Annotated in this window: 3 protein-coding genes; all 3 read left to right on the forward strand. The window is 69.9% G+C overall.

Going from position 1 to position 3,288, the window contains the following annotated elements; all coding sequences use genetic code 11:
* The first annotated feature begins 140 nt into the window (after positions 1-140).
* Positions 141-1,448: a threonine/serine exporter family protein gene (locus QZV72_RS08130; RefSeq protein WP_297007125.1), complete on the forward strand. Its 1,308-nt coding sequence runs from the start codon at positions 141-143 to the stop codon at positions 1,446-1,448.
* A complete protein-coding gene (locus QZV72_RS08135) occupies positions 1,445-2,950 on the forward strand; it encodes a DUF3375 domain-containing protein (RefSeq protein WP_297007127.1) in 1,506 nt (501 codons plus the stop codon). Before QZV72_RS08130 ends, QZV72_RS08135 begins: the two co-directional genes overlap by 4 nt.
* On the forward strand, positions 2,943-3,288 hold a 346-nt coding region (locus tag QZV72_RS08140; RefSeq protein ID WP_297007130.1), incomplete at its 3' end, for a DUF4194 domain-containing protein. The genes QZV72_RS08135 and QZV72_RS08140, both read left to right, overlap by 8 nt.

The raw sequence follows: 3,288 nt of genomic DNA on the forward strand, positions 1-3,288 counted from the left end.
AGAGGTCCAGGCGTGAGGTGGTCAAGGACTACTTCCGCCGGCAGTTCATGGGGGAGGAACCGCAGACCGTCCGCACCGTCATCCGGTAGGTGCAGCGGGCCTGCTGACCCGGCGGAACCCGCACACTAGAATCCCGGTTCATGGACTCCCCGACCCCGTCCGCGCTCACCACCACGCGGATCCGCGACCGCCTCGGCTTTCTCGCCGACCTCGGCTGTGGGTTCCTGGAATCCGGCCAGACCGGGTCACGGACCGGCGAGACCCTCCGGAGGGACGCCGCTGCCCTCGGTCTCGAGGGCTTCAACTTCACTACGGTCGGCCGCGTCGTCATCGTCGAGGCGCACCTGCCCGACGGCGGCAACGTCACCGTCACCACCGCCGCAGAGGCCCTCGACCTCATCGACTGCACCCGTTCCCGGCGGCTGTACCAGCTCGCCGAATCCATCGCCGAGGACACCGCGGAAACAGCCGCCCCAGGGGGCTGCGCCGCCCCGGTCACCGATCTCGACGACCTCCGTGACCACGTCCGGAACCTCCGCGCCTCCGCCACCCCCTGGTGGGCGGTGACCATCGGCACCACACTGCTCGCCTTCGTCATCGCCATGCAGGTCGGGGTCGCATGGCAGGCCTGGGTCACCGCCAGCGTCGTCCAGGTGGTTACCGCAGTCGCCGGTCAACTCCTGGGCCGCTACAACATGCCCCAGGTCTTCACCATCGCCGCGCAGTCCACCATCGCCGGGGCCGCGGCAACCGCCCTGGTGAAACTCGACATCGTCGACCCGGTGGGCGCGGCAGCCGCCATCGCCGTGAACTGGCTGCTGCTCATCCCGCTACCGCAGATCATCGGCGCGATGAACGACATCATCGAGTCCGACTACCTCTCCGCAGTGACCAGGGCCGGCAGCGTGGCGGTCACCGGTCTGGGTATCACCGTCGGCGGCGCACTGACCTTCACCCTCGGCGAGATCCTGCACATGGAGCACCCGCTGCTGGAGGAACTGCCGGGTCTGCCGTGGTACCTCGCGCTGGTGTTCTCCGCTCTCGGCGCGGTCGGCAACGCCCTGGCCAACGGTGGCTGGCTGAGACTCGTCATCCCCGCCGCACTCATCGGACTGATCACCGGCGGGGTGAACCAACTGCTGCTCACCGGGTTCGGACTGGACATCCTGTGGGGCAACTCCGTGGCAGCGATCGTCCTCGGCGCGGTGAGCGTGGTCATGGCGTCCCGCACCGGCTATCCGCAGCACGTCTTCGCGTTGATGGGGATCACCGGTGCGCTGCTGCCGGGCATCTCCGTGGTGTCCGGGATCCTGCTGCAGATGGGCGGGGCCTCCGGTACCGCCCAGTTCCTCACGGCGGCGACGATCTGTGTCGCCCTGGGCACCGGTTCGGCCTTCGGAGCCTTCGTCGTGGAGCGGGCGCGGGGTGCTAGCCTCAGACGACGATGACGAACCCACGTGCCGAAGCCGCCTACCGCCACGCCTCGGCGGCCTTCCGCAACCCCACCCTCGACCTGCTCCACGGACGCTACGCACCCTTCGTGATCGCCACCCTGTCCCTCGTCTTCACCGCCGAGCGTCCCACCGTCACCGTGGCGGACGCCCACGTCGAGGTCGGTGACATCGCCGAGGCCCTGCGTGCGTCCGGGGAAGCTCACCTCCCGGTCGGCACCGGCCGCGAGATCTGCCGCTACTGGGTGCGGGTCGGGTGGCTGGTCCCGCACATCGACGACAGCTCGGGCACCGGCACCGAGGTCTACCGCCTGTCCGCCCAGGCGGTCAGCGCGCTGGAGATCGCCGGACGCGCCGGCGGACGGGTCCGCGTCTCCCGCTCCCGGATGCGGACCCTGCTCGACTCCATCGACCAGCTTGTCGTGGATTCCGAAACCGACCCCGCCGCCCGCCGCGCGACCCTGTTGGCGGAGCGGGACGCCCTGGATGCGAGGATCGCCAGGCTGGACGCCGGTGAGGTTGACCCGGTCGACGATGACCAGCTGCTGGAGGAGGCGGAGAACGTCCTGCATCTCTCCCGCGAACTACCCGCCGATTTCGTCCGGGTGGCCGAGTCCATCAACGACATGCAGCGTGATGTCGTCGCCGACCTGCGCCGGGACGTGCGTCCTGCCGGGGAGGTGCTGCGGGAGTACCTGCACCGTGGCCAGCATGTCATGGACGCCACCCCGGAGGGACGCGCCTTCGCCGGCGCTCTGGACCTCATCGGGCAACCCGAGCACATCGACCGGCTCACCGATCAGCTGCAGAGCCTGCTGGCCCAGCCGTTCGCGAGGCATCTCCCGGTGTCGCAGCAGCACGACCTCCTCGCCGTCGCCCACCGCGTCGAACAGGGTGTCGCCGAGGTGCTCACTGCCCAACGCAGGGCGTCCCACGTGATCACCGCCCAGGTCAGGACGCATGATCCGGTCCGTGACCGGGAGGTCGACGACCTGTTGCGCACCGTGATGTCCGGACTGCAGGCGTGGATCCCGCAGTCCTCCCGCGGTGACCGGGTCGACCCGGTGCGCAGTCTCCCGGCGACGAAAGCCGGTGCACTGCGTCGCACACTCAACGACCTGCGCCCCGCGGCGACGCCCGAACCGCTGCACGCGTCCCCGGACGCCCCGGAGTTCGACGGGACCGAGGGCAGGGACTGGGGCGGGCCCCGCTACGGGGACCTGGAGAATTACATAGCGACCCGGGCATCGCGTGAGGATACCGACTTCGACCTCGCCGAGGCCTTCACCCACCTCGCCGCGTCCACCAGAAGGCCCGTCGACCTGCTCGGGCTGCTGGAGATCGCCCACCGCAACGGCATGGTCGAGAGCGGGGGAGTCGCCACCGTCGAGGCGCGGCGTCCTGACGGGACAGTCCGCCGTTTCGCCTTCGGCGACGTCACCGCGTCCACCACCGCGTCCACCACCGCAACCACACGACAGGAGAACACCGATGACTGACCCGTTCGTCACCCCGGTCGCCATGGAGGAGGACCGTGACGGGTGCTTCGCCGGCGACCGCGGCGTCCTCGATCCCGAGGTTCGGCGGGTGCTGGTGCGCCTGCTGCAGCGCCGGTTCCTCAGCGCGGAGAAGCATCCCGCCGACTGGACGGTGCTGCTGGACAACCAGCAGGTCATCGAGTCGCGGCTGCATGACCTCTTCGTCCGCCTCGTGGTGGACGCCGACCGCGGAGTGGCCTACAAGCAGCAGGTCAGGGCTGACGACGCCGACGGGTCGGTCGCCGCGGCGGTCTCCGACATCCCCGTCCTCCTGCGTGACGAGGCCTTCACCCGCGCTG

This window comes from uncultured Corynebacterium sp. (genome assembly GCF_902782855.1).
Classification (GTDB): Bacteria; Actinomycetota; Actinomycetes; order Mycobacteriales; family Mycobacteriaceae; genus Corynebacterium.

Bases quoted from the DNA above. Each gene is read 5' to 3' on its own strand.
- QZV72_RS08130 (WP_297007125.1), top strand. From the start codon at position 141: ATGGACTCCCCGACCCCGTCCGCGCTCACCACCACGCGGATCCGCGAC.
- QZV72_RS08135 (WP_297007127.1), top strand. From the start codon at position 1,445: ATGACGAACCCACGTGCCGAAGCCGCCTACCGCCACGCCTCGGCGGCC.